At 65.6% G+C, this 25,504-nt stretch carries 22 protein-coding genes; 4 read left to right on the top strand and 18 right to left on the bottom strand.

Going from position 1 to position 25,504, the window contains the following annotated elements; translation table 11 throughout:
• Positions 1–2 precede the first annotated feature (2 nt).
• The 11 genes from hflX to ndk form a co-directional block, all read right to left on the bottom strand.
• On the bottom strand, positions 3–1,139 hold the full coding sequence (gene hflX, locus ACEN9G_RS21310; RefSeq protein ID WP_413341573.1) for a GTPase HflX: 1,137 nt from the start codon (positions 1,137–1,139) through the stop codon (positions 3–5).
• 29 nt (positions 1,140–1,168) lie between these two features.
• Positions 1,169–1,405, bottom strand: coding sequence for an RNA chaperone Hfq (gene hfq / locus ACEN9G_RS21305; protein ID WP_036168820.1), 237 nt, complete (start codon positions 1,403–1,405; stop codon positions 1,169–1,171).
• Positions 1,406–1,617: 212 nt separating this feature from the next.
• Entirely contained in the window at positions 1,618–2,955 is a 1,338-nt protein-coding gene (der, locus tag ACEN9G_RS21300; protein ID WP_413341570.1) for a ribosome biogenesis GTPase Der, read from the bottom strand.
• 6 nt (positions 2,956–2,961) lie between these two features.
• Positions 2,962–4,107 carry an outer membrane protein assembly factor BamB gene (gene bamB / locus ACEN9G_RS21295; RefSeq protein ID WP_413341569.1) on the bottom strand — a complete coding sequence of 382 codons (1,146 nt, stop codon included), beginning with the start codon at positions 4,105–4,107 and terminating at the stop codon, positions 2,962–2,964.
• 145 nt (positions 4,108–4,252) lie between these two features.
• Positions 4,253–4,906 carry a YfgM family protein gene (locus ACEN9G_RS21290; protein WP_413341567.1) on the bottom strand — a complete coding sequence of 218 codons (654 nt, stop codon included), beginning with the start codon at positions 4,904–4,906 and terminating at the stop codon, positions 4,253–4,255.
• Between the two features lie 90 nt (positions 4,907–4,996).
• Positions 4,997–6,343 (bottom strand): histidine--tRNA ligase, encoded by a 1,347-nt coding sequence (gene hisS / locus ACEN9G_RS21285; RefSeq protein ID WP_413341565.1) that lies wholly within the window; start codon positions 6,341–6,343, stop codon positions 4,997–4,999.
• 100 nt (positions 6,344–6,443) lie between these two features.
• Positions 6,444–7,706 (bottom strand): flavodoxin-dependent (E)-4-hydroxy-3-methylbut-2-enyl-diphosphate synthase, encoded by a 1,263-nt coding sequence (gene ispG, locus ACEN9G_RS21280; protein WP_413341563.1) that lies wholly within the window; start codon positions 7,704–7,706, stop codon positions 6,444–6,446.
• A 16-nt stretch (positions 7,707–7,722) separates the two neighbouring features.
• Positions 7,723–8,769, bottom strand: coding sequence for a RodZ domain-containing protein (locus tag ACEN9G_RS21275; protein ID WP_483126928.1), 1,047 nt, complete (start codon positions 8,767–8,769; stop codon positions 7,723–7,725).
• Between the two features lie 10 nt (positions 8,770–8,779).
• Positions 8,780–9,589, bottom strand: coding sequence for a type IV pilus biogenesis/stability protein PilW (pilW, locus tag ACEN9G_RS21270; protein ID WP_413342923.1), 810 nt, complete (start codon positions 9,587–9,589; stop codon positions 8,780–8,782).
• On the bottom strand, positions 9,589–10,761 hold the full coding sequence (gene rlmN / locus ACEN9G_RS21265) for a dual-specificity RNA methyltransferase RlmN (protein ID WP_413342927.1): 1,173 nt from the start codon (positions 10,759–10,761) through the stop codon (positions 9,589–9,591). Before rlmN ends, pilW begins: the two co-directional genes overlap by 1 nt.
• A 118-nt stretch (positions 10,762–10,879) precedes the next feature.
• Positions 10,880–11,305: a nucleoside-diphosphate kinase gene (gene ndk, locus ACEN9G_RS21260; RefSeq protein ID WP_036240108.1), complete on the bottom strand. Its 426-nt coding sequence runs from the start codon at positions 11,303–11,305 to the stop codon at positions 10,880–10,882.
• Between the two features lie 267 nt (positions 11,306–11,572).
• On the opposite strand from ndk, the gene ACEN9G_RS21255 reads away from it, so the two are divergent.
• The 4 genes from ACEN9G_RS21255 (at position 11,573) to ACEN9G_RS21240 (ending at position 17,968) form a co-directional block, all read left to right on the top strand.
• The gene (locus ACEN9G_RS21255; protein ID WP_413342920.1) at positions 11,573–12,256 is read left to right on the top strand and encodes a Bax inhibitor-1/YccA family protein; all 684 of its coding nucleotides are present in this window, start codon (positions 11,573–11,575) and stop codon (positions 12,254–12,256) included.
• A gap of 359 nt (positions 12,257–12,615) precedes the next feature.
• Entirely contained in the window at positions 12,616–12,966 is a 351-nt protein-coding gene (locus ACEN9G_RS21250; protein WP_413342919.1) for a DUF2946 family protein, read from the top strand.
• A gap of 79 nt (positions 12,967–13,045) precedes the next feature.
• Positions 13,046–15,046 carry a TonB-dependent receptor gene (locus tag ACEN9G_RS21245; RefSeq protein WP_483126927.1) on the top strand — a complete coding sequence of 667 codons (2,001 nt, stop codon included), beginning with the start codon at positions 13,046–13,048 and terminating at the stop codon, positions 15,044–15,046.
• 273 nt (positions 15,047–15,319) lie between these two features.
• Complete coding sequence (locus tag ACEN9G_RS21240; protein ID WP_483126926.1) at positions 15,320–17,968, top strand: hybrid sensor histidine kinase/response regulator; 2,649 nt, start codon at positions 15,320–15,322, stop codon at positions 17,966–17,968.
• Here the strand turns inward: ACEN9G_RS21240 and rlmD are convergent.
• The 7 genes from rlmD to ACEN9G_RS21205 all read right to left on the bottom strand — a co-directional run bounded on the left by rlmD (position 17,942) and on the right by ACEN9G_RS21205 (position 25,325).
• A complete protein-coding gene (gene rlmD / locus ACEN9G_RS21235; RefSeq protein WP_495605447.1) occupies positions 17,942–19,357 on the bottom strand; it encodes a 23S rRNA (uracil(1939)-C(5))-methyltransferase RlmD in 1,416 nt (471 codons plus the stop codon). The genes ACEN9G_RS21240 and rlmD overlap by 27 nt on opposite strands.
• A 195-nt stretch (positions 19,358–19,552) precedes the next feature.
• Entirely contained in the window at positions 19,553–20,566 is a 1,014-nt protein-coding gene (rpoS, locus tag ACEN9G_RS21230) for an RNA polymerase sigma factor RpoS (protein ID WP_413343285.1), read from the bottom strand.
• Between the two features lie 9 nt (positions 20,567–20,575).
• Positions 20,576–21,475, bottom strand: a complete 900-nt coding sequence (locus ACEN9G_RS21225; RefSeq protein WP_413343287.1) for a peptidoglycan DD-metalloendopeptidase family protein — start codon at positions 21,473–21,475, stop codon at positions 20,576–20,578.
• A 32-nt stretch (positions 21,476–21,507) separates the two neighbouring features.
• The gene (locus tag ACEN9G_RS21220; protein WP_413384078.1) at positions 21,508–22,368 is read right to left on the bottom strand and encodes a protein-L-isoaspartate(D-aspartate) O-methyltransferase; all 861 of its coding nucleotides are present in this window, start codon (positions 22,366–22,368) and stop codon (positions 21,508–21,510) included.
• Complete coding sequence (gene surE, locus ACEN9G_RS21215; RefSeq protein WP_413346005.1) at positions 22,365–23,102, bottom strand: 5'/3'-nucleotidase SurE; 738 nt, start codon at positions 23,100–23,102, stop codon at positions 22,365–22,367. Before surE ends, ACEN9G_RS21220 begins: the two co-directional genes overlap by 4 nt.
• Positions 23,103–23,196: 94 nt before the next feature.
• Positions 23,197–24,708 (bottom strand): hypothetical protein, encoded by a 1,512-nt coding sequence (locus ACEN9G_RS21210; protein WP_483126925.1) that lies wholly within the window; start codon positions 24,706–24,708, stop codon positions 23,197–23,199.
• 8 nt (positions 24,709–24,716) lie between these two features.
• On the bottom strand, positions 24,717–25,325 hold the full coding sequence (locus tag ACEN9G_RS21205) for a toll/interleukin-1 receptor domain-containing protein (RefSeq protein ID WP_413343604.1): 609 nt from the start codon (positions 25,323–25,325) through the stop codon (positions 24,717–24,719).
• Positions 25,326–25,504 lie beyond the last annotated feature (179 nt).

Genomic DNA, 25,504 nt, shown 5'->3' with positions numbered 1-25,504 from the left:
GACTAGTGTGGTCCGGGATGGGGAGTCGCGGGCATGAGGTCGGGGTGCTCGTCGACAACCGGCACAACGGCCGGGCTGCCGGCCGCCTCGACGATCGCGTCGCGCAGCAGATCGAGGCCGGCGCCGCTCCTGGCGCTGATGAAAACGCGGCTGATCTTACCATATTCATCACGCTCGATCTCCGGCTCGAGGCCGGCCGCATCGATCTTGTTCCAGACCAGGATTTGCGGGATATGGTCGGCGCCGATCTCGCGCAGGACCTCGTTGACCTGCTCGATCTGCTCCATCCGCACGGGAGAAGCACCGTCGACGACGTGCAGCAGCAGGTCGGCGTGGATGGTTTCTTCCAGCGTGGCGCGGAAAGCGGCGACCAGCTGGTGCGGCAGTTCGCGCACGAAACCGACCGTATCGGACACGACCACGTTGCCGGTATCCGGACCGAGGTACAGGCGGCGCGACGTCGTGTCGAGCGTTGCGAACAGCTGGTTCGCGACGTACACCCCGGCCTTCGTCAGGGTGTTGAACAGGGTCGACTTGCCGGCGTTGGTATAGCCGACGAGCGACACCGAGAAAGTCTGGTTGCGCCCGCGCGAACGGCGCTGGGTCTCGTGCTGCTTGCGCAGCTTGGTGAGACGGGTGCGCAGCATCTTGACGCGCTCGCCGATGAGGCGGCGGTCGGTCTCGAGCTGGGTTTCACCGGGACCGCGCAGGCCGATACCGCCCTTCTGGCGTTCCAGGTGGGTCCAGCCGCGGATCAGGCGCGTGGCCAGGTGCTGCAGCTGGGCCAGTTCGACCTGCAGCTTGCCCTCGTGGCTCTGCGCGCGCTGCGCGAAGATGTCGAGGATCAGGCTGGTACGGTCGACCACGCGCACATTGAGCCGCCGCTCCAGGTTACGCTGCTGGGCGGGCGACAGGGCGTGGTTGAAAATGACGATCTCGACCTTGTCGGCGAGAACGGCCTGCGCGATTTCGTCGGCCTTGCCGCTGCCGACGAAATACGCAGGATCGGGACTGTTGCGCTTTGCTGTGATCGTGCTGATCGGTTCGGCCCCAGCCGAGCGCGCCAGCAGGGCCAGTTCTTCCAGGCTGGCTTTGAAATCGCCAGCGTTGAAATCGATACCGACCAGGGCGGCGCGCATGATGTTGCCGGAAACGTCAGCCATCGACCTCACTCGGCGTCTTGTTCGAGGTTGAGATTGACCGCACGGGCCGGAACGACGGTAGAGATCGCATGCTTGTACACCATCTGGGTGACGGTGTTACGCAGGAGGACGACGTACTGGTCGAAGGACTCGATGTGGCCCTGGAGCTTGATCCCGTTGACCAGGTAGATCGAGACGGGGACGTGCTCTTTGCGCAAGGCGTTGAGGAATGGGTCTTGTAACAGTTGCCCTTTGTTGCTCATGACAGCTCCGTGATGTTGTTGTCGTATAAAAATTGTGGCGGGATGCCGGATTTCAAGTGGCTGCGCCAACATTCTCAAGCTGTGAATGTTCGCCCAAGCTAACTGTAACCTGTTTTGCTCTTTTTTGTCGTACTGCTATGGTTAAAGCTGGCTTAAAAAGTGCCTCGCACGCGTGAAAAACATTTAACACAAATGGTTTTCACGCATTATGGTTATTCCTTGGCGAACGGATTCTTGCCGCTCTTGAGCTCGATGCGCAGCGGCGTGCCAATGAGATCGAACGTATCGCGGAAATGCTTTTCCAGGTAACGCTTGTACGGTTCCGTGACGCCATCCAGCGCATTGCCGTGGATGACGATGATCGGCGGGTTCTGGCCGCCCTGGTGCGCGTAACGCATCTTCGGACGGGTGCTGCCCTTGCGCTTCGGCTCCTGCTTCTCGATCGCTTCCTGCAGCGCGCGCGTCAGGCGCGGCGTGGACAGCTTCGCGGTCGCCGCGGCGTACGCCGTGTCGATCGCCTTCATCAGGTGGTTGATGCCGGTGCCCTTCAGCGCCGAGATGAATTTCGTCTCCGCGAAGTCGAGGAAGTTCAGCTTGCGGTCGATGTCGTTCTTGACCTGGTCGCGCACGTCGGACGTCAGGCCGTCCCACTTGTTGACGGCGACGACGAGCGCGCGGCCCGTCTCCAGGATGAAGCCGGCGATGTGCGCGTCCTGCTCGGAGATGTCCTGCTGCGCGTCCAGCATCAGCACGACGACGTTCGCTTCCGAGATCGACTGCAGCGTCTTCACGACCGAGAACTTCTCGATGGCCTCGAACACCTTGCCGCGGCGGCGGATGCCGGCCGTGTCGATCAGCGTGTAGTGCTTGCCGCCCTTTTCGAACGGGACTTCGATCGAGTCGCGCGTGGTGCCCGGCATGTCGAACGCGATCACGCGCTGCTCGCCGACAAGGGTGTTGATCAGCGTGGACTTGCCGACGTTCGGACGGCCGACCAGCGCGATCTTGACGCCGTAGTCGGCCGGATCGAACTCCTCGGCTTCCTCCGGACGCTGCTGGACGGCGACGTCGATGGCCTCGTTGACGAGGTCCAGCACGCCGTCGCCGTGGGCGGCGGAGATCACGTACGGATCGCCCATGCCCAGCTCATAGAAGTCGGCGGTGACGGACGTGTACTTCATGCCCTCGCTCTTGTTCACGACGAGCATGACCTTGCGGCCCGACTTGCGCAGGAAGTCCGTGATGGTCTTGTCGTGCGGCGTGAGACCCTGGCGGCCGTCCACGATGAACATGACGATATCCGCCTCGGCGACGGCCTGGCGCGTCTGCAGCGCCATCTCGTGCATGATGCCTTCCTTGGCGACCGGCTCGAAACCGCCGGTATCGATGACCAGGAACGGACGTTCGCCCATGCGCCCTTCGCCGTAGTGGCGGTCGCGCGTCAGGCCGGGCAAGTCCGCCACCAGCGCGTCGCGCGAGCGGGTCATGCGATTGAATAAGGTCGACTTTCCGACGTTGGGACGACCTACGAGTGCGATTACCGGCTTCATTGAATCTTATTCGACCGCGATGGCGGTCACGGTTCCATTTTGTGTTTGAAAAATCAGGTTCGAACCGACGACCAGCGGCGTGGATTCGATGGCGCTGCCGTCCGTGGCGGCGCGGGACAGGAACGAGCCGTCCTCGCGCGACAGGAAGTGCACGTAACCCTGGTAGTCGCCGACGGCGACGGCACGGCCGTACGACACCGGCGTGGACAGGCGGCGGTAGGCCAGCTTGTCGTTCTTCCACGCGCTCGTGCCGCTGTCGCGGTTGTACGCGTAGAGGGCGCCCTTGTCGTCCGGGACGAAGACGAAGCGCTGGTCCGCGGCGACGCCGACTTCCGACGACAGGTCGCGGGTCCAGCGCGGGCTGCCCGTGGCCAGGTCGAAGCAGCCGACGCGGCCCTGGTACGACACGGCGCACACGTCGTTGTCGATGACGACCGGCGTGCCGCCCATGTCGGTGACGCGCTCCAGTTCCGTCGCGCCGCGGGCGACGCCGACCTCGATCTCCCAGCGCGGCGCGCCGGTGGCGAGGATCAGCGACATCAGCTTGCCGCCCGGCTGTGCAACCAGCACGTCCTTGTCGTGGATAACCATGCCCGGCGCGAGGCGCAGCGTGAGCGCCGGTGCGTTGCGCTGCACGGTCCACTTCTTCTGGCCCGTCTTCGCGTCGTAGCCGACGATGCGGTTGTCGATGCTGCGCGCGACGACGATGCCCTGGCCCACGACCGGCGACGAGAGGATCTCGGAAGACAGCTGGGCATCCCACAGCTTCTTGCCGTCCATGTCGAACGCCAGCAGCATGCCCTTGGCGCCGCCCAGCACGATGACGCTGCCGTCCGTGCCGACGCCCGCCGTCAGGTCCATGCCGGCCTTCGTGCGCCAGATCTGGCGGCCGGTGGCCGCTTCCGCGCGCACGATGGTGCCGTCGCCCCCGGCCGCGATGATGGTGTTGTCGGCGATGGCGGGCGAGAACATATAGCTCTGCGACTTGCCGACTTCCAGCTTCCACGCCGTGCGCACGGCCATCGAACCTTTCAGGTCGACCAGCGGCGTGGGCTGGTTGCCCTTCGGTTTGGACGCGAACGGATTGAGCGAGGAGCAGCCCGCCATCAGGGCGAACATACCGACACCAACGAGCTTCCGGGTAATACGCATGTCTTATTTACCTTGTTCTTGAATACGTCGTTCCCGCGGAAGCGGGAACCCATGCTGATTTACCGAAGTCGCGACATGTGCGACGTATCGAATTCTGAAACTCAGTATGGATTCCCGCCTGCGCGGGAATGACGGAATTGTTATTTTACGCTGCCGCTTTCTGCGCCGGTGCCGAACCGCCAATGGCGTCCAGCTTGACCTGCACGACCTGGCGACCCGGATGGTTCTTCTCCATCTTGTCGAGCGCCGCCTGGTACGCCGCGCGGGCTTCCGCCAGCTTGTTCTGCGCGACGAGGACGTCGCCCTTGCGGTCCTGCACCTCGGCCGCGAACTGCGCCGGGAACTCGCCGTTCAGCAGCGCCAGCGCCTGGTCGAACGCTTTCTCGTCCAGCAGCACGCCGGACAGGCGCAGCTTCGCGATGGCCTTGTACTCGTCGTCGCCATGATCGACCGCCCATTGCAGCTGGGCCTTCGCGGTTTTCAGGTCGTTCGCGTCGAACGCGGCCTTGGCGGCGGCCAGCGCGGCCATCGGGGCATAGGCGGTCGAGCCGAACTTGTTCTCGATGTCGCCCGTGATGCGCTGGACCTTGGCCGCATCCTTCGCCTGGATCGCTTCGGTCAGGCCGTCATACAGGCCGGACGCTTCCGCAGCCTGCGAGCGCTGATGCGAGCCCCAGAAGTTCCAGGCGGCGTAGCCACCCAGCGCGATGATCAGCACCCAGGTAATCAGGTTGCCAAAGCGGTCCCAGAAGGCCTTGAAATTGGCTATCTGTTCTTGTTCTTCGAGATCGTATGCCATGGACGTTCGTCTTCTTCGTTATCGTGTTGGGAAGTTCCCGCGTGTCTGCGCGGGTTCGGGAAGTTCCCGCGTGTCGGCGCGGGTTCGTAATTATGGATGGTAGTGCACGTGGTCGTGATCGTGGTCGTGATCGTGGCCACCGACGATCTGGTCGACGATGAAGTCGACGGCTTCGTCGAACGGCACGCTCGTCTGCTGCTGGCCGCCTTCGCTGTCACGCAGCGATTTCACGGCGACGACGCCGTTGTTGACCTCGTCCTCGCCGATGATCACGGCGAACGCGGCGCCCGAACCGTCGGCCTTCTTCATCTGGCTCTTGAAGCTGCCCGCGCCGGCCGGGGTCGCGCAGTGCAGGACGACGTCCAGGCCCGCGTCGCGGATGCGCTCGCCGAGGATGAACGCCTTCATCTGCGCGTCTTCACCCTGGTGCACGAGGTAGACGTCACACTGGGCCGGCTCGGCGGGTTCGCCCTGCGCCTTCATCAGCTCGATCAGGCGCTCGATGCCCATCGCGAAGCCGATGCCCGGCGTCGGCTTGCCGCCGAAGGTCTCGATCAGCGGATCGTAGCGGCCGCCCGCGCAGACGGTGCCCTGCGCGCCCAGCATGTCCGTGACCCACTCGAACACGGTGCGGTTGTAGTAATCGAGGCCGCGCACGAGACGCGGGTTGACCGTGTACTGGACATTGTTGGCATCCAGGATCTGCTTGAGTCCCTCGAAGTGCGCGAGCGATTCGCCGCCCAGGTAGTCCAGCAGCTTCGGCGCGTTGTTGACGAGGTCCTGCATCGCCGGGTTCTTCGTGTCCAGGATGCGCAGCGGGTTCGCGTGCAGGCGGCGCTTGGCTTCGGCGTCGAGGACGTCGATGTTCGCTTCGAAGTAGGCGATCAGGTCGGCGCGGTGGCGCTGGCGCTCTTCCGCGTTGCCGATCGAGTTCAGTTCGAGGCGGATGTTGTCGAGGCCTAGGTCGTCCCACAGGCGGCGGCACAGCATGATCAGTTCCGCGTCGATGTCCGGGCCGGAGAAGCCGATGGCTTCCGCGCCGAACTGGAAGAACTGGCGGTAGCGGCCGCGCTGCGGACGCTCGTGGCGGAACATCGGGCCCTTGTACCACAGGCGCTTCGGACCGTCGTAGGCCAGGTTGTGCTCGACGACGGCGCGCACGACGCCGGCCGTGCCTTCGGGACGCAGGGTCAGCTGGTCGCCGTTCATCGAATCGGTGAAGGAATACATCTCCTTCTCGACGATGTCGGTGACGGCGCCGATGGCGCGCGCGAACAGGCCCGTCTCTTCGACGATCGGGGTGACGATCTTCTGGTAGCCGTAGCTCTTCAGCACGGATTCCGCGGTGTTTTCGAACAGTTCCCACAGCGGCGCGTCGGCCGGCAGGATGTCGTTCATGCCTTTGATGGCGACGATTTTCTCTTTTTTCTCGGACATTTCTATTTTCCGTTTCCGTCGTCCCCGCGAAAGCGGGGATCCATGCTGAGGTGACTAAAGATGCTCAGTATGGGTTCCCGCTTTCGCGGGAACGACGTTATTAGCCGTATTTCTTTTGTACGTACTCGAGCACGATCGTCTTGAACTCATCCACGATCCGCTCGCCCCGCAGTGTAGCGACCTTTTGCCCATCCACAAAGACCGGGGCCGCCGGCGATTCGCCCGTGCCCGGCAGCGAGATGCCGATGTTCGCGTGCTTCGACTCGCCCGGCCCGTTCACGATGCAGCCCATCACGGCCACGTTCATCGCTTCGACGCCCGGGTAGGTCTTCTTCCATTCCGGCATCTGCTCGCGCAGGAAGGTCTGGATGTTGTCGGCCAGTTCCTGGAACACGGTCGACGTCGTGCGGCCGCAGCCCGGGCACGCGATCACCATCGGCGTGAACTTGCGGAGGCCCATCGTCTGCAGGATTTCCTGGCCGACAACCACTTCCTTCGTGCGGTCGCCGCCCGGTTCCGGCGTCAGCGAGATGCGGATCGTGTCGCCGATCCCTTCCTGCAGCAGCACGGACAGCGCAGCCGTCGACGCGACGATGCCCTTGCTGCCCATGCCCGCTTCCGTCAGGCCCAGGTGCAGTGCATAGTCGCAGCGCTTCGCGAGTTCGCGGTAGACGGCGATCAGGTCCTGCACGCCCGACACCTTGCACGACAGGACGATCTGGTCGCGCCGCATACCAATTTCTTCGGCGCGCTGCGCGTTCTCGATCGCCGACGTGATCAGCGCTTCGTACATGACGGACTGCGCGCTCCACGGCTGCGCGCGGGCGGCGTTCTCGTCCATGATGCGGGCGAGCAGCGCCTGGTCGAGGCTGCCCCAGTTGACGCCGATGCGCACCGGCTTGTCGTAGCGGATCGCGGTTTCGATCATCTGGGCGAACTGGGTGTCGCGCTTGGCGCCTTGCCCCACGTTGCCCGGATTGATGCGGTATTTCGACAGCGCCTGCGCGCACTCGGGATAATCGCGCAGCAGCAGGTGGCCATTGTAGTGGAAGTCGCCGACGAGGGGGACGTCGACGTCCATCCTGTCGAGCTGTTCGCGGATCGCCGGCACGGCGGCCGCCGCTTCCGGCGTGTTCACGGTAATGCGCACGATCTCGGAACCGGCACGCGCCAGTTCCTTGACCTGGATGGCGGTGCCGATCACGTCGGCCGTGTCCGTGTTCGTCATCGACTGCACGACGACCGGGGCATCGCCACCGACGATCACCTTGCGCGCGCCATGCCGTACGACCACGCCGCGGCTGGCGCGGCGCGCCAGCGGGCCGGAACCGATCGGGTCGTTGGCGTTGTTCGAAAGAGTCATCTCGTTGCTTCCGTTCTTACTGCAAATTCACGCGGGAGATCGTCTTGCCCGGCACTTGCGGCAGGGCGACTGCCGCGCCGCGCAGCGTGGCCGTGACGCCGCCCGGATTGCCGACCGTGACGCGCACCGGCTGGTCGACGCTGACCGTCTCCGTGCTGCCACCCTTGACGAGGCGCGAGAACAGCGGCGCGCCGCCCTTGGCCGGACGGACTTCGATCCACGAATCCTCGCGCACGTTCAGCACGAGGGCGTTGGCGCCGGCGGCGGCTGGCGTCGGCGCAGCCGGCGCGGTCGCCGCCGCCGCGGCCGGCGTCGGTGTTGCAGGCGACGTGGCGCCCGGCGCCGCGGCCGGTGCCGTGGGAACAGTCGTCGGCGGCGCGCCGGTCGCGGCCGTACCCGGCACATTGACGACGGCACCCGGTGCGGCAGTCGTTGCCGGCGCCGATGCGCTCGCGCTCGAACCCGGCACGGAAATCAGCGGCACGGCCGGATTCTGCAGGACCTCGACGGAGCTGCCGTTGGCGGCCTCGGTCGAGGCACCGGTCGAGGCCGGCGTGACCGGCGTGACCACGGTGGTACCCGTTTCGGCGTGCTGGCTGCCCGGCACGAAGCCGAAGTGCCACGCCGCGGCAGCGGCAGCCACGACGACCACGACGGCGCCCGCGATCATCCCCAGCGGCAGCGACGAACGCTTGCCATGGCTCGGGAATTTCGATTGGGAGAACGACGTCGGCGTCGGACGGCGGTTCGCCGTGACGGCGCTCGTATCGGGCGCGGGCTCGGTCTCCATGGCGATCTGGGCCACCAGCGGCGCCGGATCGACCTTCACCAGCTTGGCGTAGGCCCGCACGAACCCACGGGTCACGGCCGGACTCGGCAGGGACGCGTAATCGCCCGCCTCCAGGGCGATGACCTGGCGCACCGCCAGTTTCAACTGGTCGGCCACCTGCTCGACCGACCACCCCATCGCCTCGCGCTGCCTGGCCAGGACCTGGCCGGGGACACCGTGCACAGGCGGTTGGTTGTCGGGCGTCGCCGGCTGATCTGCACGCTCGGAACTCATTGTCGTTGTCTCACTCACTAAATGCACCGCGCTCGAAGGCCGCGTACTCGGGCGAACCGGGGAAGCGCTTGCGCAACTGCGCCGCCAGCGAAGCTTCCGTGGCCCGGTCGCCGAGCATGTGCTTGACCCGGATGGCCAGCCACAGCACGTCGGCCGACAGCGTGTCGAGCTTCGCTGTCTCCGTCAGGCGGTTAATGAAAAACCCGGCGCGGGTGACATCGCGCCGCTCGAAATACACCCGGGCCAGGCCGGCGCTCGTCGCCGGCAGGTCGGGATCGTAACGCAGGGCGTCGAGCAGATAGCGCTCGGCCGCGTCGACGTTCTTCATCTTCAGGCTGCAGTTACCTGCGTTCACCATGGCTTTGACCGGCGTCGCGTAATTTGGATTCTTCAGCGCCGCGTCAAAATAGCCCATGGCCTCCGCCGGCTTGCCGCCGGCATCGCACAGGAACAGCCCGTAATTGTTCGACAGGTCCGGATTGCGCGGCGCCAGGCGCAGCGCGTGCCGGTAGTTCTCGTCGGCGAGACGGTTTTCGTTCATCGCCGTGTAGATCAGGGCGCGCACGCCGTACGCATCCGCATCGTCCGGGTCCGCGGCAATGGCCTGCTTCACCTCGTCCAGCGCGATCTCGTACTTGCGCTCCTGGTAATAGCCCACCGCCAGTTGCAGGCGGATCTGGGCGCGTTTTTCCGCGGCCGTCTGGTCGGACAGCGTCTTGAGCTCATGCGGTTCGCCCGCGATGCCGCCATTGCCGGCGCATGCCGACAACAGCAACGGCACAGCGAGTGCGCAGGCGACGCGTCCGGACAGCCGCGCCATCAGGACGAGATCTCCACGATCTTGCCGAAGTTCGGGCCGAATTTCTGCTGGTATTCCGTCATCTTGCTCATGCGCTCGTTCACGCGGGTACGGTCCTTGACCTCGCCCGCCAGCTGGCCGCAGGCGGCGTCGATGTCGTCGCCGCGCGTCTTGCGGATCGTCGTGACGAGGCCGGCATCCATCAGCACCTGCGCGAACGCCTTGATGCGCGGGTTCTTCGAGCGCACGAGGCCGGATTCGGGGAACGGATTGAACGGAATCAGGTTGAACTTGCACGACACGCCGACGACCGGGTCGTTGACGAGGGCGACCAGTTCGCGCGCATGCTCGTCCGTGTCGTTCACCCCGTCCAGCATGCAGTATTCGAACGTGATGAAGTCGCGCGGGGCAAATTCCAGGTAGCGCTTGCACGCGGCCATCAACTCGCGCAGCGGGTATTTCTTGTTCAGCGGCACGAGCATGTCGCGCAGCGGGTCGTTCGAACCGTGCAGCGACACGGCCAGCGCCACCGGGCATTCCTGCGACAGCTTGTCCATGTTCGGCACGACGCCCGACGTCGACACGGTCACGCGGCGGCGCGACAGGCCGTACGCATTATCGTCCAGCATCAATTTCAATGCGGTGACGGTCGGGTCGAAGTTCAACAGCGGCTCGCCCATGCCCATCATGACGACGTTCGTGATCTGGCGCTCGCCTTTCGGCCCCGGCTCGATGCCCTTCGTGCGGCGCAGCTCGAACTCGGCCATCCACAGCTGGCCGATGATCTCGGACACGGAGAGGTTGCGGTTGAAGCCCTGCTTGCCCGTCGAGCAGAAGCGGCAGTTGACGGCGCAGCCGGCCTGCGTGGAGATGCACAGCGTGCCGCGCGTCTCTTCCGGAATGAACACGGTTTCGACGGCGTTGCCGTTGCCCACGTCGACGAGCCACTTGCGGGTGCCGTCGCTCGACGTGTGGTCGCTGATGATCGCCGGCGCACGCACTTCGGCGCGCGTCTTGAGCTTTTCGCGCAGCGACTTCGCCAGGTCGGTCATGTCGTCGAAATCGGCGACGCCGAACTGGTGGATCCAGCGCTGCAGCTGTTTCGCGCGGAACGGCTTCTCCCCCAACTCGGCGCAGTAAGCGACGAGCTGCGCGGGATCGAAGTCCAGCAAGTTGGTGAGAGTTGCCATGATTGAATCCTGTGCCTTCAAAATAAGTCCCGCCCGCCGGGCTCTTCGAGCATGGGCGAGCGGGATATTGCGATGTTAAATCAGCACGAGGCTGATCAACACAAAAAATTTGCTACGAAGATTAACGCGAGTAGACGTTCAGGGCCGGGAAGTAGTAAGCGATCTCGACAGCGGCGGTCTCGGCAGCGTCCGAACCGTGCACGGCGTTGGCGTCGATCGAGTCGGCGAAGTCGGCGCGGATGGTGCCCTTGTCGGCCTTCTTCGGATCGGTTGCGCCCATCAGTTCGCGGTTCTTGGCAATCGCGTTCTCGCCTTCCAGCACCTGGATCATGACCGGGCCCGAGACCATGAAGTCGACCAGATCCTTGAAGAACGGACGCTCTTTGTGGACAGCGTAGAAACCTTCGGCTTCGGCGCGCGACAGCTGGGCCATACGGGCAGCGACGATCTTCAGGCCTGCGCCTTCGAAACGGCTGTAGATTTGGCCGATCACGTTTTTAGCGACTGCGTCAGGTTTGATGATCGACAGGGTGCGTTCGATTGCCATTTAAAAACTCCAATAAAAAGAAAGGTTTAAATCGAGATTTGGGAACTCAATCAACCTTCTATTTTACCATACATCCTGGCTGCCACCGATATTGCGTCGGGGCGACCGCGGATGATACAGTGACATCGGTTCGACCTCGTCCATGGCAGGGTGCGCGCTGGACCTTAGGCAAGACTTAAAACTTGCGTTTCCAGCACACCCCCCCCTGTTGACGCCGGGTCCCGTCCCCATATGGGGAGCAAAGCGATTTCTTCCAACGGAGGCATTATGATTCCCAGCCTGCAGAAAACCTACGACGTCTCGGCCATCCAGGCCACGCGTCACCGCGTGCTGCGCAACACTTACTGGTTGCTGGCACTGTCCATGATCCCGACGGTGTTCGGCGCCTATATCGGCCTGCAAATGGCCCTGCCGATCTTTGCCAGCGGCATGGGCGTGATCCTGTTCCTCGCGATCGCGTTCGGCTTCATTTTCGCGATCGAGAAGACCAAGAACTCGGCGGCCGGCGTACCGATCCTGCTCGCCTTCACGTTCTTCATGGGCTTGTGGCTGACGCCGCTGCTGCGCTTCACGCTCGGCTTTTCCAACGGCGGCACGCTGATCATGACCGCGTTCGCCGGCACTGCGGCCGTGTTCGCCACGATGGCGACGATCGCGACCGTGTCCAAGCGCGACTTCTCGGGCATGGGCAGCTGGCTGTTCGCCGGCGCCATCGTCGTGATCCTGGCCGGCCTGGCCAACATCTTCCTGCACCTGCCGGCGCTGATGCTGGTCGTGTCGGTGCTCGCGATGGTGATCTTCTCGGCCTTCATCCTGTTCGACGTGAACCGGATCGTGAACGGCGGCGAGACCAACTACATCAGCGCGACGCTGGCCATCTACCTGGACATCTACAACGTGTTCACGAGCCTGCTGCAACTGCTGGGCATCGGCTTCGGCAACCGCGACTGATCCATCCGCTCGCATCGAAGAGCCGGCCTGCGGGCCGGTTTTTTATTGCCCCAATTCGGGGTCAGAGCACATTTTTCTAAAAATTCGGGGTCAGAGCACATTTCTGATCAATGTCCTGGCTCACAACGAAAACGTAACGCCGAGCCGTACCACCGCCATGCGGCCGCCGCATCCAACTGCAGCACGCAGCGGAAACTTGCCTCGAAGATTGTGCGCCGAAAAGTACTCTGACCCCGAATTTGTTCCGAAATGTGCTCTGACCCCGAATTTAATTGAGCTTAAGGACCTTACTGAAAGTATGATTGTCAGAACCGAACGCCCCTGCGTACAATATCCGTTCGCTTTCGACCCCGTCCCCCATGTCCCGTAGCCTGGTCCACGTATTGCTGTCGCTGCTGCTGCTCGTTTCGCAGCAGTTGTCGCTCGCGCACGGCTATACCCACTGGACCGAGGCCGGCAACACGCTCGTCCAGCAGGTCAGCGCCGACGCGGACGACGACGGCACCGGCAAGCTGCCCAAGCCCGGCCTGCATGACCTGTGCGGCCAGTGCGCGGCCAGCGCCCAGATCGCGTTCGCGCTGCCATCCACGCTGCGGCAATTCGTCCCGGCCGAGCTGGCCTATGCCGCGCCCGCCGTGCCGGCCACGCCAGGCATCTGCCTGCTCACGGCCTGCCCGTTCCAGTCGCGCGCGCCGCCTCAAGCCCGATAACGCTCCCGCTTTTTCCGTACCGCCCGGCGCGTCCCGGCGGTATGGGCCGTTATCCATTCGCTTGAGATTGTAGAAAACCATGAAAATCGAACGTACGCTGCTCGCCAGCGCGCTCCTGCTCGCCTTCCACCCGGCCGTCCGCGCAGACGATCAAGAAACCATCAACGACGGCAAGATCCAGCAAGTCGTCGTCACCGCCAGCCCGCTGCGCAACGGCGAAGGCGACCAGATCCTCACGCCGGCCAAAGTGCTCGCAGGCGACGAGTTGCGCGACAAGGTCGGCAGCTCGCTGGGCGAGACGCTGCAGAACGAACTGGGCGTGTCCGCGTCCGCGTTCGGCGCTGGCGCGTCGCGCCCCATCATCCGCGGCATGGAAGGTTCGCGCGTGAAAATGCTGGAAAACGGGATGGCGACGTCGGACGTGTCCGGCCTGTCGAACGACCACGCCGTCGCGTCCGAAGGTGCCGTCGCGCGCCAGATCGAGATCCTGCGCGGCCCCGCCGCCCTGCTGTACGGCTCGGGCGCCATCGGCGGCCTCGTCAACGTCGTCAACGAACGCATCCCGACGGCGCTGGAACCGAAGTTGACGGGCCAGGTCGAGACGCGCCTCAGCACCGTCGACAACGGCAAGGACATGTCCGGCACCCTGGACGGATCCGTCGGCAAGATCGGCCTGCACCTCGACGGCAACATGCGCAACACGGACGACTTCCAGATCCCCGACCTGCGCGTGGTGAACGACCCCACGTCGCGCATGAACCGGCTGCCGAATTCCGACACGAAGGAGCGCAACATCGGCATCGGCGGTTCGTACATCGACGACTGGGGCTATGCGGGCCTGTCGGCTTCGCACCTGACGAATTTCTATGGCATCCCGACCAACGAGGGATCGCACATCGACCAGCGCCAGAACCGCTACGACTTCGACAGCGTCGTCAAGAACCCGCTCGCCGGCTTCGAGAGCGCGCGCGTCAAGGCCGGCTACACGGACTACCACCACGCCGAACTGGACGACGGCGTGCCGGCCACGCTGTTCTCCAATAAATCGTTCGAATCGCGCGTCGAGCTGACGCACAAGCCGATCACGGCCCTGGGCCTGCACGGCACGTTCGGCATGCAGACGGAAAACACGCACTTCTCGGCGCTGAGCGCGGAAGGCGGGCCGGACACCGTGCCCGTCACGCATTCGACGACGCAGGCCGTTTTCCTCGTCGAGGAATGGCGCCAAGGTCCGCTGCGTTGGAACGCGGGCCTGCGCTATGAAAACGTCGACCGCAAACCGGTGTCCAACCGTGAGCGCACCTTCGACCTGGGCTCCGGCTCGATCGGCGCGCTGTGGCCGTTCACGAAGGGTTATTCGGCCGGCGCGACGGTGTCGTACGCGCAGCGTGCGCCCGCGACGGAGGAACTGTATTCGGGCGGCCCGCACGACGCCACGCTCACGTTCGACGTGGGCGATCCGAACCTGCAAAAGGAAAGCTCGCGCAACATCGAGCTGTCGCTGCAAAAGACGAGCGGCCTGCTGCGCTGGCGCGTGAACGCGTACCGCAACAACGTCAACAACTTCATCTACGGCCGCGTCATGGACGCGTCGTTCGACGAGGACGGCAACCCGGGCGGCGATTTCCGCCAGCGCCTGTTCCAGCAGGCGAAGGCGCACGTCCAGGGGGCGGAAGCGGAGATGACGTGGAACCAGATCGGCATGGGCTGGAACGGCCGCGTGTTCGCGGACACGTCGCGCGGCTACCTCGACGACGCCGGCAACCTGCCGCTGCAGCCGGCCGACCGCGTGGGCGCCGCGATCGGCTACCGCCAGCCGCACTGGCGCGCCGGCCTCGACTGGACGCACGCCCGCGGCCAGGACCGCCTCGCGGCGTTCGAGACGTCCACGACGCCGTCGTACAACCAGGTCAATGCCAATGTCTCGTACACGCAGAAGCTCGAACACGTCGATCTGACGTATTTCGTGACGGCAAAGAACCTGCTCAACGAAGACATCCGCCTGGCCACGTCGCTGCTGAAGGATATTGCGCCGCTGCCGGGGCGGAACATCACGTTCGGCGTGCGCGCGAAGTTCTGACGACCATCGGGGGCACGGGGAGCCCGCCGTAACGCGATGACGTATTGACGTCCCGTGCGCCACGCGGGCGGGACGTCCGTTATAGTCTTGCCATCAAGCCCCATCCCCTAGGCATCAGCTGTACGTTTGCCGCCGCAAATGGTCCTTCGGAGACATTTTGTTCTCCAGGTATCAACGGAGTTTCTCGCGCGGAAAATGTATTTTTTTTCATGGCCGTTCCAGCTTATGCATTTGCGCATAAAATGACCGCTTTCGGACTCGGAAGCGATCGGCATGGAAGCAGCGACGCGCGACTTTCATCTCCTCGGCAGCACCGGCGCCGTCCGCGCCGGTTACCACGTCCATGACTGGTCGGCGTCCCCACTCGGCCCGCCGGACCGCTGGAGCCCCGCATTGCGCAATGCGGTCAGCCTGATCCTCGAATCCGAATTCCCCATGTACCTCGCCTGGGGCCCGCACCTGGCGCTGCTGTACAACGCCGCCTTCATCCCTCTCCTCGACGGCACCCATCCCGCTTCGCTCGGCCGCCCACTGGCGCAGGTCTGGCCCGACCGCTGGCCCGGCCTGAAGCCGCTGGTCGAACGCGCCCTCGCGGGCCACGCCACGTACGGCGAGGACGTGCCGAGCCCGATCGACCGCAACGGCAAGCCGTACAACGCCTGGTTCACGCTGGCCTATTCTCCGGTGCGCGACGATGCCGGCACCGTGCGCGGCATGCTGTGCGTGACGAGCGAGACGACCCAGCGCGTGCAACTGGAGCGGCGCCACGCCGTGCAGCTGCAGGTGGTCGACAGCCTGCGCCGCCTGCACCACCCGTCCGACATCATCGAAGGGTCGTGCACCTTGCTCGGCAAGCATCTGGAACTCGAGCGCGCCTGCTATGTCGAAACGGACGAGGAAGACGGCAGCTTCGAAGTGATGCACGACTGGGCCCGCGACACGGGCACGCCTCTCATCGGCCGGCGCGCCCGCCTCGACGATTTCGGCCCGCAGGCGCTGGCCCTGCTGCGCACGGGTTCGCCGCTGGCCGTGCGCGACGCGACGGCCGACCCGCGCCTGCCCGCGCGCGGCGAGCGCTACGCGGCCGCGGGCGCGCGCGCGATCCTCGTCGTGCCCAAGGTCAGGCGCGGCCAGCTCGTGGCGGCCCTCGTCGGCTATTCCACCCAGACGCGCGACTGGGACGAGGAAGCGCAGCGCCTCGCCGCCGACATCGCCGAGCGCAGCTGGGAAGCGCTGGACCGCGTGCGCGCCGAACAGGCCTTGCGCGACGCCGTCGCGCGCCAGACGACGCTGCTCGACATGAACGAATTCCGGCTCGAAGTGTCGGACCTGCTGCGCCGCCTGAACGACCCGTCGCAGATCTTCGTCCAGACGGGCGCCATGCTGGGCCGCTTCCTGCAGGCCAGCCGCGTGCTGTACGGCGACTACGACGCCGACAAGCAGCTGGTGACCTTCCACTCGAACTACACGGACGGCATCGTCGCCGAGCTGAACGGCACCTTCCCCGCCGCGCTGTTCGGCGTGGCGAATTTCAGCACGCTGAGCCTGGGCACGTGGGTGTCGAGCGACCTGCAGCGCGACCCGCGCACGAGCGGCCCCGACGTGTGGCCGAACTACGCGGCGCTGCAGATCCGCTCCGCCGTCGTCGTGCCGCTGAACCGCAATGGCGCGCTGACGAGCTGCCTCTTCATCAACGACAACCTGCCGCGCGTGTGGAGCGCCGACATCGTGCGCCTGATCGAGGACGTCGCCGAGCGCGCGTGGAGCGCCGTCGAGCGCGTGCGCGCGGAAGACGCGCTGCGCCTCGCCGACCGCCGCAAGGACGAATTCCTCGCGATGCTGGCGCACGAGCTGCGTAACCCGCTGGCGCCGATCTCGGCCGCCGCGCAACTGCTGAACCTGGGCCCGCCGGACAATGTCCGCGTGGAGCGCACGAGCGCCATCATCGCGCGCCAGGTGGCACACATGACGGGCCTGATCGACGACCTGCTCGACGTTTCGCGCGTCACGCGCGGGCTCGTCGTGCTGACGCGCGAGGAGGTCGACCTGCGCCGCGTGATCGGCGACGCGGTGGAGCAGGTGCGGCCGCTGATCGAGGCGCGCCGCCACCAGCTGGCACTGCATTTGTCGACGGAACCGGCCATCGTCGAAGGCGATCCGAAGCGCCTCGTGCAGGTGATCGCGAACCTCCTGAACAACGCGGCGAAGTACACGCACGAAGGCGGCCGGCTGTCGATCTGGATGGGCATCACGCCCGAGCAGGTGCTCGTGACCGTGTCGGACAACGGCATCGGCATCTCCGCCGAACTGCTGCCGACCGTATTCGATTTATTTTCCCAGGCGGAGCGCACGCCGGACCGCTCGCAGGGCGGCCTCGGGCTCGGCCTCGCGCTGGTGAAGAGTCTCGTGGAACTGCACGGTGGGATGGTGACGGCGGCCAGCGAAGGCCGCAACCTCGGCTGCGAATTCACGGTCCGCCTGCCGCGGCTGCACAACGCCGCCGCACCCGCCGGCGGCACGGCCGCGGCCGGTCCCGCGGCACCGGGCGCGGCGCGCGGACTGTCGCTGATGCTGGTGGACGATAACGTCGACGCGGCGATGACCCTGGGCCTGTTGCTGGAATCGGGCGGCCACCACGTGACGGTGATGCACCACCCGGGCGAGGCACTGGAACGTGCCGCGCAGGCGCATTACGACGCGTTCCTGCTCGACATCGGCCTGCCCGGCATGAACGGCTACGAACTGGCGCGCCGGCTGCGCAAGGTGCCCGGCTGCATTGAGGCGACGCTCGTCGCCATCACCGGGTATGGCCAGCAATCGGACCAGGCCAGCGCGGCGTATGCCGGCTTCGACAGTTATTTCGTCAAGCCGGTCGATCCGGCCGGCCTGTTCGCGTTACTGGACCGCGTCGCCGCCCGCTGACGCGTTGTCGGCGACGTCCGGCGCCGCGAATTCGCGCGGCTGGAAGTTCTCGAGGCGCTCGAACACGCCGATCGATTCCACGTGCGACGTGTGCGGGAACATGTTCGCCACACCCGCCTTCTTGAGCACGTAACCGGCGCGGTGCGTCAGGATGCCGGCATCGCGCGCCAGGGTCGACGGGCTGCACGACACGTACACGATCCGCTGCGGCAGCAGGTCCGGCTGCGTCAGGCGCAGTTCGGCCAGCGCGATCGCCAGCGCGCCGGCGCCGTCGCGCGGCGGGTCGACCAGCATGCGGTCGAATTTACCGAGCGCGATCAGGTCGTCCTTCGTCACCTCGAACAGGTTGCGCGTGTAGAACGTCGTCTTGTCGGCCAGGCCGTTGGCCTTGGCGTTTTCCAGCGCGCGTGTCGTCAGCGCCGTGCTGCCCTCGATGCCGACGACTTCGCGCGCCTGCGTCGCCAGCGGCAAGGTGAAGTTGCCGAGGCCGCAGAACAGGTCGGCCACGCGGTCGCCCGGCTGCACCTCGAGCAGGGTCAACGCCTTGTGCACCAGCAGGCGGTTGATCTGGTGGTTCACCTGCGTGAAGTCGGTCGGCTTGAACGGCATCCTGATGCCGAATTCCGGCAGCGTGTAGTACAGTTCCTTGCCCAGGGGGTAGTACGGCGCGGCGGTGTCCGGGCCTTTCGGCTGCAGCCACCACTGGATGTGCCACTGGTCGGCAAACGCTTTCACCAGCGTCTCGTCCGCGGGGCTCAACGGCGCCATGATGCGCAGCACGAGCACGGTCGTCTCTTCGCCGACGGCGATCTCGATCTGCGGCATCTGCTGGTAGATCGACAGCGCACCCACCAGTTCGCGCAGCGGCACGAGCATGGCGGACAGGTGGTCCGGCAGGATCTCGCAGCTCGTCATGTCGGCCACGTACGACGAGTGGCGCTCGTGGAAGCCGACCAGCACCGTGCCCTTCTTGGCCACGTAGCGCACCGACAGGCGCGCGCGGTAGCGGTAGTCCCACGTGGGGCCGTACATCGGGCGCATGATGTTCTCGGCCTTCGTCTTCCCGATGTGCCACAGGTTGTCTTCCAGGACGCGCTGCTTCATCGCGACCTGCGCCGACGGCTCCAGGTGCTGCATCGAGCAGCCACCGCAGTGCCAGAAGTGCGGGCATTTCGGTTCGACGCGCATCGACGACGCCTTCTGCAGCGTGACCATGCGGCCCGATTCCCAGTTCTTCTTCTTGCGCAGGGTCTCGAAGCTGACGCGCTCGCCCGGCAGCGCGCCTTCGACGAAGATCACTTTGCCTTGCGTGCCGTCCTCGTTCTCCAGGTGGCCGACGCCGCGCGCGTCCATGTCGAGGGATTTGATGTTGATGAAGGTTTCTTGCATGGGATAGAAGAAAGCAGAATCGGGGAAGACGGCGGTCGGAATACCGCACAACCAAACGACGTCGTCCTCGCGAAAGCGGGGACCCATGGTGACGATCGCGGAGCCGGAACGCCTGCGTGTCGGCTGCGGTTGCTCAGTATGGATTCCCGCCTGCGCGGGAATGACGATTTCGTGGCCATTCCGGCCAGCCGGGCATCATAGCAAGGAATCGCGGACGACGCCACGGGCGGCCATCGCCCGTTTCAGTTTGACGAGGGCCTCCTGCTGGATCTGGCGCACCCGTTCGCGCGTCACGCCCATCTCCTCGGCCAGCGTTTCGAGCGTGGCCGGGTCGTCGTTGTCGAGACCGAAGCGGCGCATCACGACAAGGCGCTGCTTGTCGGGCAGCTTCTGCAGCCAGTCGCGCACGAGCACCGTCATTTCGTGCTGCTCCGCGTGGGTGTCCGGGCTGACGTCGCCCTCGTCCGGCAGCATGTCCATCAGGCTGCTCTGCGGATCGTTGTCGAGCGGGGCGTCGAGCGATGTCGCGTGTTCGGACAGCGCGAGGATGTCCTGCACTTCTTCCACGGGCCGGCCGACGAGGCTGGCGATGTCTTCCGCGCTCGCTTCCTTGCCGTCGTGGTGCTGGGCCTCCAGGTGGTATTTCGCGCGCAGCACCTGGTTCAACTCGCGCACCATGTGCACGGGCAGGCGCACGGTGCGGGCCTGGTTCATGATCGCGCGCTCGATGCTCTGGCGGATCCACCAGGTCGCGTAGGTGGAAAAGCGGAAGCCGCGCTCCGGCTCGAACTTGTCGATCGCGCGCATCAGGCCGATGTTGCCTTCCTCGATGAGGTCGAGCAGCACGACGCCGCGGTTGATGTAGTGCTTGGCGATGGAGACGACGAGTCGCAGGTTATGCTCGATCATCTTCTGGCGCGCATTGAAGTCGCCCGCCTTGGCCAGGGTCGCGTAGTGCACTTCCTGTTCGGCCGTGAGCAGCGGCTTGGCGCCGATGCGGTTCAGGTAATGCTGGGTGGTGTCCGTCGAGAGCTCGGCCTGCAGGACGCTCTTGAGCTCGTCGACGGTGTCGACGACGGCCGTCGCCGCGCCTTCCGGCAGCATCTCGGCACGGTCGACGCCGTCCGCCCCGAACCCGCCGTCGTCCAGCGGTTCATCCGGATTCTCTTCCGGCGTGTCGTTGTCCAGCGGGTCGGCGGGCAAGGTCATCGGCTCTCTCTAGCGACTGGGCAGGAACTTGGCCGGGTCGACCGGCTTGCCCTGCTGGCGTATCTCGAAATGCAGTTTGACGGTGTCGGCATCGGAATCGCCCATCTCCGCGATCGCCTGGCCCTTGGTCACGTTCTGACCTTCCTTCACCAGGATGGTGCGGTTGTGCGCATATGCCGACAACAGGCTGTTGCTGTGCTTAACAATCACGAGATTACCATATCCGCGGATGCCGCTGCCGGCGTACATCACCTTCCCGGAACCCGCGGCCATCACCTGCTGGCCCATCTTGCCGGCGATGTCGATGCCCTTGTTCTTGCCTTCGTCGAAGGTGGCGATGATCTTGCCGTCGGACGGCCACATCCAGCTCAGTTTTTCGTCGTCGTTCGCGGTGACGGTGGTGCCCGCGGTCACGCCCGCCGAGATCACTTTTTCCGCCTTCGGATTGTCTTCTTTCGCGGCCAGGTTCGATTCGCTGTACGGCTTCTTGGCGCCGTTCGGCTCCGTCTTCTTCGGCACGGCCGGCGCCTTCTCGGCACCCGGCATCGCGATCGGCGACGTCACGACGCCGTTGCCGTTACGCTCGGACGGCGCCACTTTCAGCACCTGGCCGACCTTGATGTCGTCCGGATCGGCCAGGTTGTTCCAGGCGACGAGGTCGCGGTAATTCTGGCCGTGGTCGAGGGCGATCTTCAGCAAGGTGTCGCCGCGCCGCACGGTATAGGTCCCGCGCGCGTCGGGCTTCGACTCCTCGGCGGCCGGCACCGGGGCCGGTTGCGGGCGGGGACGGAAGCTGGATGCGGTCGGAGCCGGACGGTCGATCACGGGGGCTACGCGGGTCTCGGTGCTGCAGGCGGACAGGATGCCGAGACTAAGGGTCAACAGGGCTAAGCGGGGCGTAAGTTTCATTCTCTCTATAATTCTTTTACAACAACTGGCATTCAAGCGATGCCTGGCCGCAGCGGGACAAAATGGCAGGCTTCCAGCGTTTCGCTGGTCCATTCCGCCTTGCCGGTACGGGTAATGCGCTGCAGGTGCTGGACCTGAGCACCGACGGGCGCCACCAGGCGGGCGCCAATGGCCATCTGCTCGAGCAATGCACGCGGCACCTCGAGACCGGCCGCCGCCAGGATGATGCCGTCGAACGGGGCCACCTGCGGGAGCCCTAGCATACCATCTCCGTACTGCAAGCGCAGATTGGCGATACGCAACGGGCGCAGATTGGCCTTCGCCAGCTCATGTAACGGCTTGATGCGCTCGATGGAATACACCTCCTGCGCCACGCACGACAGCACGGCGGCCTGGTAGCCGCACCCCGTGCCGATCTCGAGCACGCGGTGCAGCGGCTTCTTACTGTCCTTGAGCAACTCGATCATGCGCGCGACGATGTACGGCTGCGAAATCGTCTGGTTGTGGCCGATCGGCAGCGAGATGTCGACATACGCCTGGGCCAGCATGCCCGGCTCGACGAACATATGACGCGGCACGATTTCCAGCGCGGCCAGCACCTGCGGGTCCTTGACGCCCTGGCGCGCGGCCCGGGCCGCCATCGCACGGCGCGGCGCTTCCGTTGCCGCCAGGTCGGACCGGACGACGGTCTGTTGCGGCTGCGAAGGTTTGGTCGTGCCCGCCACGCCGGCCGGCGCGCCACGGTGACCGCCGGGCGGCTGCGCCTGGCTGTTGCGCGCGTTCTGGGTCGCCGTCTGCGGCGTGGCGACCGGCGCCGGCGCAGCGGGCTTTCGGGTGCCGCCGCCCGTCACGGACGAGAGCGGCAGGGGAAACTGGCTGCGCTTTTCGCTCATCCAAGCCCTCGCCGCAGCAGGTCCAGCTGGTCGCGGTGCGTGAGGTCGACCTGCAGGGGCGTCACCGACACGCAGCCCTGGCTCGTCGCGTGGAAATCCGTGCCTTCGCCCGCGTCGCGGCAGGCGCCCGGCGCGCCGATCCAGAAGATCTCGCGCCCGCGCGGATCCTGGCCGCGGATGACGGGCTCGGCCTGGTGACGCCGGCCCAGGCGGGTCGGCACGAGCGGTCCCACCTGTTCGTACGGCAGGTTCGGGATATTTACGTTCAGCAAAAACGGCGTGTCCAGCATCTCGAAACGGCGCAGCACGATGTCGCGCGCCACCCGCGCGGCCGCTTCCACCTCCGCCCAGCCGCCATGCACCTGGGAAAAGGCGATGGCCGGGATCCCAAACAGATAGGCTTCCGTCGCCGCCGCCACCGTGCCGGAGTACAGCGTGTCGTCGCCCATGTTCTGGCCGTTGTTGATGCCGGAGACGACCAGGTCCGGGCGGACGTCGAGCATCCCCGTCAACGCGATGTGCACGCAGTCGGTGGGGGTGCCGTTGACGAAATAAAACCCATTGGCAGCCTTCGACACCGACAGCGGACGGTCCAGCGACAACGAGTTCGACGCGCCCGAGCGATTGCTGTCGGGCGCGACCACCACGATGTCGGCGACTGTCGCGAGCGCATCGGCCAGGGCGTTGATGCCGGGGGCGAGATAGCCGTCGTCGTTACTGATAAGGATACGCATCCTGCGATTTTACCTGAAGCAACGGCTAGATCGACCAATCGGACGTCACATTTATTGCCCCCCCGGACGCGCCGCCGCACGCCCCGCCGCGACGTCAGCCCGCCACCAGCGGACGCCCTTCCGCCGCCTGGATCAGGGCGCCTTCGAGGGACGAGACCTCGTCCAGGGTGAAGGCCAGCAGCGCGTCCTTGTCGCCTTCCTGCAGGTAGACCTGCTTGATCATCGCGGCGCCGCGCCGTCGTAGCGGATGCGCCACACTCGGCCGCAGGATCGTCGAGCGCAGGCTGTCCGCCAGTGCCCGCGCCTCGCGGGGACTGCGGCTGTCGATCAGTTCCTGCAGGCGCGACAGCTTGTCGTCCAGCGCATCCGGCGATGGTTCGCCGGCGCGGCGCGGCGCGCCGTGGCCGCGCTTGCCCTCCTCCATGGCGTGCAGGCCCTGCTCCAGCGCGATCACGTGCTGCTCGATGCGGCGTGCGGCCTCCAGTTCGCCTTGTTGCCCTAAATACAATTGGGCCAGCCGGGCCAGTTCGCGTACGAGGCTCGGGGCCTGCGGATCGGCGGCCCGTTCGCGCAGCGATTCGACGGCCTGCACGAGCCGCACCTCGGGCAACGGGCGCCACGGGAAATGACCGGGCTCGAGCCATTCGAGCAGCGCTTCGACGGCGCGCTGCGGCCCCAGCCGGTCGTGCTCGCCCGCCTGGGCCCGGCCGCCGGCCGGCGCCATGCCGCTGACGGCCGCCTGGGGCAGCTGTACCTCGTCGAGGTAGCTGTCGAGCGCGACGCTGGACAGGCCATAGCACTCGGCCAGCATCCGTTCCAGCCGGGCCTGGTAGCCGGATGGACTCCGTGGCGCGTCGCCGAAGCGCCAGCGCAACCGCCCTTCGCCGGTGCCGTCGACCGGACAGGGCAGCGGATAGACGAGCAGCGGCCGCTGTTCGTCCTCGTGGCTGCAGCGGTAATCGAGCGCGCGCGCGACGACGCCCTGCAGGCCGTCCAGGCTGCGCGCGTCGGGCGTAAACACGCCGACTATCTTGTCCGGCAACAGCGCGGTGCAGACGCTGGCCGCCGCCGAGCGGCCGCTGCGGCAATCGATCAGCACGTGGGCGAAGCGCCGTGCCACCTGCGCCGCGAACGTGCGGAACAGCGCGGGGCACGCGCAGAACAGCGCGTCCCAGTCGAGCCGGTCGACGCGCTCGCCATAGCTGTCGTCGAAGCGGCCGGCGCGCATCAGGTACAGCGGACGGCTGTCGTCGACGCGGACGATGTAGTCGTCCCAGTCCAGCGTGTCGAGCACGCGCGCGGCCAGCGCCTCGGCGTCGTCGTTCGACGTATTGCCGTGCAGTTGCTCGCGGCAACTCTCGAACAGTTCGAGCAGGCCGCTGGCGTGCTGCCCATCGTCCGCGCGGGAAAAATAGTGATGCAGGCCGGGGGCTTCCAGGTCCCAGTCGATCATCAGCACCGGTGTCTTCGCATGCGCGCGCCCGGCAAGCAGCCAGGCGGCATGGGCCAGCGCAAGGCTGCGCACGGGTGCGCTGTCGTAGGAGTAGAACGTCGTCACCTCGCCGGCCTGACCGGCCGGTACTGCGGTGATGCGGTTGGTTTCCATAAGGCTCCTCATTTTTTTGGGAAGGTTGGATCCGGTAACTCACGCCATGCGGGTGGGACAGCGGGAAGCACGAATTGGTTGCAGTCATGCGCCGGCGGCATGGTTTTTTTCTGGTATTGGTAATGCGTGACGATGCGCCGGACCATCTTGTCGATGTCCGGCAGGAAATCGGGGTTCGACTTCAGGTCGGCCGTGGCCATCGTGAAGCGCGAGAAGTCGACGTAGAACGTGGATTCGCTGATCTGCGGCGGCAGGCTGACGGGGTGCTGCGTCATGATCACGGGAATGATCAGCTGGCTGGGCAGCGTGTACCACGAGCTGCGCTCGGCTTCGATCAGGCGCATCGCGGCGTACTCGCGCCGGGTGTAGGGATGGGCTTCGTATTTGGGCGTGTAGATCAGCACCATGCACGCGCTTTCGCACAGCGCGCGGGCGATCTTGCGGTCGAGGTCGTCACCGCCGCCGAGTTGCTCGGTGTCGATGAACAGTTCGTCTTCGTTGTCGAAATACGGTTCGAGGTAACAGCGCAGTGCATCGGCCAGCGTGGCCTTGAAGCGCTGCATCAGCTCGTGCCGCCCATGGGCATAGCTGAAAAAGCAGCCATAACGTATCGCCATTGCTCCCCCTTGAAGTCTGCCACCGGCCGGGCCTGTGTGACTCTAAACAAGTCACCCATCCTGCATGTTGTGGGAACACAAGCGAAAGCGGAGCCGCTGCGCGGCGTACCGCGAGGCGAGCCCAAAGGTAGCGTAAAACGAAGCAGAGGGGTAAAGCGAAACGAAGCCGGGGGTCAGAG

This window comes from Massilia sp. Masssp94 (assembly GCF_059491305.1).
This window is presented reverse-complemented; position numbering and strand designations above follow the sequence as displayed.